Annotated in this window: 4 protein-coding genes and 2 pseudogenes; all 6 read left to right on the top strand. The window is 72.5% G+C overall.

The annotated features are described in order from the left end of the window. Window positions 1–95 precede the first annotated feature (95 nt). Window positions 96–1,599 (top strand): annotated as a pseudogene (locus tag AOJ26_RS20900) (acyl-CoA dehydrogenase family protein). Window positions 1,600–1,853: 254 nt separating this feature from the next. After that, entirely contained in the window at window positions 1,854–3,050 is a 1,197-nt protein-coding gene (locus tag AOJ26_RS20905) for a GAF domain-containing protein (RefSeq protein WP_420713261.1), read from the top strand. A 153-nt stretch (window positions 3,051–3,203) separates the two neighbouring features. Continuing rightward, window positions 3,204–4,499, top strand: coding sequence for a hypothetical protein (locus AOJ26_RS20910; RefSeq protein WP_053849856.1), 1,296 nt, complete (start codon window positions 3,204–3,206; stop codon window positions 4,497–4,499). Window positions 4,500–4,516: 17 nt separating this feature from the next. After that, window positions 4,517–5,089: a GNAT family N-acetyltransferase gene (locus AOJ26_RS20915; protein WP_053849857.1), complete on the top strand. Its 573-nt coding sequence runs from the start codon at window positions 4,517–4,519 to the stop codon at window positions 5,087–5,089. A 127-nt stretch (window positions 5,090–5,216) separates the two neighbouring features. After that, window positions 5,217–5,300, top strand: a complete 84-nt coding sequence (locus AOJ26_RS45230) for a putative leader peptide (RefSeq protein WP_349817346.1) — start codon at window positions 5,217–5,219, stop codon at window positions 5,298–5,300. Between the two features lie 125 nt (window positions 5,301–5,425). After that, window positions 5,426–5,714, top strand: a pseudogene (locus AOJ26_RS20920) (nitrite/sulfite reductase); the annotation flags it as partial.

The raw sequence follows: 5,714 nt of genomic DNA on the forward strand, positions 1-5,714 counted from the left end.
GCCGGCACCTCCATCCACCGTGACCACCACGCGACCGACACCCCACCCCGTGTCCGAAAGGTGACCGGCCCCCCGCCCCGGGGTACTTTCGCGGCATGGCAGGCACCACGCACACCGTGACCAACCAGCCCCCGCCCCTGACCGGCTACGACGTCTACGCCGCCGACCGCGCTCTGAAGGAGGCCGTCGAGCGGCACATCCACCCCGACCTGCTCGACGAGGTCCACGGCGAACTGGGCGCGCTCGGCCGGGCCTGCGGCTCGGCGCAGGTGCAGGAGTGGGGCCTGCAGGCCAACGAGAACCCGCCCCGGCTGCGCACCCACGACCGCCACGGCCACCGGGTCGACGAGGTCGAGTTCCACCCGGCCTGGCACCGGGTGCTCGGCAAGGGCGTCTCCGCGGCTGGGCCCGCCCCGGCGGACACGTACGGCGAGCGGCGGCCTTCCTGCTGTGGACGCAGGTCGACGCCGGCAACTGCTGCCCGCTGTCGATGACCCACGCCGCCGTCCCCGTCCTGCGCACCGACCCGGACCTCGCCGCCGAGTGGGAGCCGCGGCTGACGTCCATGGTCTACGACCGCGAGCTGCGGCCCGCCCACCTGAAGGCCGGGGCGCTGTTCGGGATGGGGATGACGGAGAAGCAGGGCGGCAGCGACGTCCGGGCGAACACGACGTCCGCCCGGGCCCTGCCCGACGGGGAGACCTTCGAGCTCACCGGTCACAAGTGGTTCTGCTCGGCCCCCATGTCGGACGGCTTCCTGGTCCTCGCCCAGGCCCCGGGCGGGCTCACCTGCTTCCTCGTCCCCCGCGTCCTGGAGGACGGCACCCGCAACACGTTCCTCCTCCAGCGCCTCAAGGACAAGCTCGGCAACCGCTCCAACGCCTCCGCGGAGGTCGAGTTCGACCGCACCTGGGCCCGCCGCGTCGGCGACGAGGGGCGCGGGGTCCGCACCATCATCGAGATGGTCGCGGCATGCGCAACGTGCTCGCCGACCTCGCCCTGGAGTCCGAGGCCGCGACCGTCCTCGGCCTGCGCCTGGCGGCCGCCTACGACCAGGGCGACGAGCAGGAGCGGGCCTTCCTCAGGATCGCGGTGCCGGCGGCCAAGTACTGGGTCACCAAACGCTGCACGCCGCTGACGGTGGAGGCCGCCGAGTGCCTGGGCGGCAACGGCTACGTCGAGGAGTCGGGCCTGCCCCGCCTGGTCCGCGAGTCACCGTTGAACTCCGTCTGGGAGGGCGCGGGCAACATCCAGGCCCTGGACGTCCTGAGGGTCCTGCGCCGGGAGCCGCAGGCCCTGAACGCCTACCTCCTGGAGATCGGCCGCACCCGGGGCGCCGACCACCGGCTGGACGCGGCGACGAAGAACCTGCTGACCGAACTGGCCGACCTGGAGGGCATCGAGGGCCGGGCCCGCCACCTGACGGAACGGCTCGCGCTGGTTCTGCAGGGCTCCCTGCTCGTCCGGTACGCCCCCGCGGAGGTGGCCGACGCCTTCTGCGCGTCCCGGCTGGGCAACGACCGCGGCTCGGCCTTCGGCACGCTGCCCACGAGCCTGGACCTGGCCGCGGTGGTGGAGCGGGCCCGCCCCGTCGACTGACCTTCCGCACCCGCGGGGACAGGAGAACGGGGGTGGTGCTGCGCCGACACGGCACCACCCCCGTTACGGCCCTCAGAGGCCGGAACACGCCGCTGCGAGACGGCGTTCGCCCAAGTTTCAAACAAGTCGGACCCCACCACCAGGGTTGCAAGGGGTTGCAACTTCCTGGCGACTGTGGGTGGACCGCGTGCCGCTCCGAGTCACGACCGGCACTATGAGACGGACAGTCAACGGACCCGGGACCGGGAGGACCAGTGCCGCTCTCGCCGACGCATGCGACCCAGCTAGCCACCATGGACACGGCACGGGCGGCCCGGGTACTGAACGACATCCGCTCCGCCACCCTGGCGGGGCGGCGCGCCCCCCTCGCCCCGCGTCCCGTGATCAAGGAGTCCTGGAGCCGGATGCTGCGCGGCGGCGTCGACCCGGACCACGACTTCCGGTCAGGTCTGCTGTCCCCCGAGGAGGTGCAGCGGCGCCGGGAGGGCACACAGCTCAGGCATGTCCTGCCGGTGCTCAGGGAGGGGCTGCTCTCGGTCGCCGACGTCGCCCACCACATCATGGTCGTCGCCGACGAGGACGGCCGTGTGCTGTGGCGGGAGGGCAGTTCCCCCGTGCTGCGCAAGGCCGACGGCACCGGCTTCGAACTCGGCGCCGACTGGCGGGAGAACGTCGTCGGAACGAACGGCATCGGCACCCCGGTGGTGGTGCGCCGCCCCGTCCAGGTCTTCGCCTCCGAGCACTTCGTGCGCTCCCAGACCTCGTGGACCTGCACCGGCGCCCCCATCAAGGACCCGCGCGACGGCCGGCTGATCGGCGTGGTCGACGTCAGCGGCCCCCTGGACACCATGCATCCGGCGACGCTCGCCTGGGTCGACTCGGTGGCCAAGCTCGCCGAGGCACGGCTGCGCGAGATGCATCTGGCCTCGCTGGAGCGGCTGCGGGCGGTGGCGGCGCCGGTGCTCGCCCGGCTCACCGGCCGGGCCCTGGTGGTGGACCGGGACGGCTGGACGGCGGCGGTGACCGGAATGCCGTACCCGAACCGGATCGCGCTGCCCAAGTCGCCGTCGCCGGGCCGCCGGTGGCTGCCGGCGCTCGGCCTGTGCGTCCTGGAACCGCTGGCGGGCGGCTGGTTGGTCCGCGCCGGCGACGAGCCGGAGCCGCAGGGCGCCACCCGGATCGTGCTGGACCTCGCGCAGCCGCGCCGCTGGACGGTGACGGTGTCGGGCGGGGCGGGCACCTGGAGTCACGAACTGAGCCCCCGGCACGCCGAGTTGCTCTACCTGCTGGCCCTGCGTCCCGCCGGCCGCAGCGCGGCGGGCCTGGCGGAGGACATGTTCGGCGATCCCGGCCGCACGGTGACCGTGCGTGCGGAGATGTCCCGGGTGCGGCGCTATCTCGGGGCGTTCCCGGCCGTGCTGCCGGCCCGCGCCGGCACCGAGACCGGGTGAAAACCCTCGCTCATGGTGCATCTTCCGCATAATTGCAGCATCTTCGTCCCCAGGCGTGCCGTACTGCCGTAGCATCCTCTACGGGCCACCCCACCTGCTCCTCGGTCAACGTACGGATCATCAGGCGCAGTTGGCCCGCCTCGGGAGGACGGTATGAAGCAACGTGGCAGACACCGCAGGCGCAAGCGGGGCCAAGCGCTGCGCGCGTTCCTGGCCGGGACCGCCCTCGCACTGACCGCCGCCGCCACCATGATCAGCGCCTCGCAGGCCACGGTCGCCGCCAATCCCGGGACGCTGAAGCCGCTCACCTCGAAAGCCGAGACCGCCCCGCTGCGCCTCAGGGAGTCCCAGGTCCCGCCGAGCGCCCTCGACCGGCTCTCCGCCGAGATGGGACGCCCGGTCGGCGTCTCCGCCGTCCTCGACTCCGCCGACCGGTCCCTGCGCGACGCGGTCGACTGCACGGCCGGTGAGCGCGCGGCCCTGCCCGTCGAGCCCACGGCCACCGCCGCCTACTGCTGGGACGCCGCCGACACCCGCTCCTGGCGGGCCGGAGCCGTCACCACCTCCGGGGACGCCGACGACGACGGCCTGTGGGGCGCCAACCGCGTGATCCTCTCCGCCTGGAGCCGCACCGGCACCGCGGCGGACGACGGCGGCCTGGCCCGGGTCGCCTTCGTCGACGCCAACGACCTGAACCGGCTCACCTACTCCTGGGTCCTGCTCGCCGTCCCGGTCGACGGCGGACACGACTTCCGCGGCCTGGTCTCCCAGGTCTCGGGAATGGTCTGGTACCAGAACAAGCTCCTGGTCACCGCGAGCGGCGACGGCGGGGACGCGCTGTACGTCTACGACATGAACCGCGTCCAGCGGGCCACCGTCGACAGCCGCGCGGTGGGCCGGGTCCGCGGCGGCTGGTCGGCGCACGGCGCCCAGTGGGTCCTGCCCGCCGTCGGCTCCTACCGCCTGACCGGCGAGAAGGGCGCCGCCCGCCCCGACTACCTCTCCCTGGACCGCAGCACCGCCCCGGACAGCCTGGTCGCGAGCGAGTGGGTCTCGGAGGACGGCGACACCGGCGCCCGCATGTGGCGCTACGACTTCAGCGGCGACCCCGGCCGCGCCGGGCTGCTGGCGACCGACACCGGGGGCTACGCGCGCGTGGCCGAGGCCTACGCCACCAAGGCCGCCGGCTCCGGCCCGGTCCTGTCGCACGACTCCCGGTGGTACCTGGGCCGGGCGGCCGGGACGGAGGGCGATCACGGCACCCTGTGGCGCCAGAACACCTCGAACCCCGCGAAGGCCACTCGCTGCGGCACGGACGAGACCCGGAGCTGCTGGAGCGGGGAGTCGGAGTCCCTGTCGTACTGGGAACAGACGGGCGACGTGTGGTCCCAGTCGGGCCGGGCGCTGTTCGCGCTGCCGCTGGCCTCGATCGACAGATCTCTGGGGTAGATGGTTCCCTGGCCTCCATGCCGAACATCCCCGTGACCACCTGGTCCCTGGAACAGACCGCCCCCACCGACCTCCTCCCGGCCGAGCCTCCGGAGGGCGATGTCCGCGTCCGCCGCGCGGAGATCCCCTCCCCTGAGTTCAGCCGCTTCCTGTACGCCTCCGTCGGCGGCGACATCCGCTGGACCGACCGGCTCTCCTGGACGTACGCCCGTTGGCGGGAGCACCTGGAGCGGCCGGGCGTGGAGACCTGGGTGGCCTACGACCACGGCACGCCCGCCGGATACGTCGAGCTGGAGCCGCAGGACGACGGGGTCGTGGAGATCGTCTACTTCGGCCTGCTCCCGGCCTTCCGCGGCCGTCGGATCGGCGGCCACCTCCTGTCGTGGGGCACCGCCCGCGCCTGGGACCTCGCGGACCGCTGGCCGGGGCTGACGGACACCAAGCGGGTCTGGCTGCACACGTGCAGCAAGGACGGCGAGCACGCGATGGCGAACTACCAGCGCCGTGGCTTCCAGCTCTTCGACACCAGGGTGGAGGAGGAGGCGGAGGTGCCCGCTCCCGGTCCCTGGCCTGGGGCGTACCCGGCCTGACCTGCGGGAACAAGAGGTCCCGCGATCTTTGTGACCAACGACACCCTTATCTCGCCTGTCGAGACAAGGGTGTCCACATGGCGGATAAAGCTGGACTGTGTCCAGATCGCCGTGACACGCTTCCGTCATGTCTGGAACTGGAATTGCCTTGGTGAGTCGGCGGCACGTCGACCTCGGCCGCATGTCCAGCGCCATCTGTCCGGTGCGCTGACGAGCCGCAGCGTCACCCGACACATCTTCTCGAACGCCTCCCCGCGCAATGACGCGCATGCCCTCCCATGCGCCCGTACGCGCAGGTAAGAGCCGCTTTCCGCCTGTCCCGAAGGACGTAGAACCATGGCCGCCACCCCGCAGAACCCTGCTGCCGCAGCGCCCCGCCGCAAGGTGAGCCGTCACCGCGGCGAGGGTCAGTGGGCCGCGGGGCACCACACCCCGCTGAACGGCAACGAGCAGTTCAAGAAGGACGACGACGGTCTCAATGTGCGGACACGCATTGAGACGATCTACTCGAAGCGCGGCTTCGACTCGATCGACCCCAACGACCTGCGCGGCCGCATGCGCTGGTGGGGCCTCTACACCCAGCGCAAGCCCGGCATCGACGGCGGCAAGACCGCGATCCTGGAGC

The organism is Streptomyces sp. NRRL B-24085 (assembly GCF_001282115.1).
In the GTDB taxonomy this organism is placed as follows: domain Bacteria; phylum Actinomycetota; class Actinomycetes; order Streptomycetales; family Streptomycetaceae; genus Streptomyces.

Coding starts and splice junctions, on each gene's coding strand:
- AOJ26_RS20910 (WP_053849856.1), top strand. CDS start 3,204: ATGAAGCAACGTGGCAGACACCGCAGGCGCAAGCGGGGCCAAGCGCTG.
- AOJ26_RS20915 (WP_053849857.1), top strand. CDS start 4,517: ATGCCGAACATCCCCGTGACCACCTGGTCCCTGGAACAGACCGCCCCC.
- AOJ26_RS45230 (WP_349817346.1), top strand. CDS start 5,217: ATGTCTGGAACTGGAATTGCCTTGGTGAGTCGGCGGCACGTCGACCTC.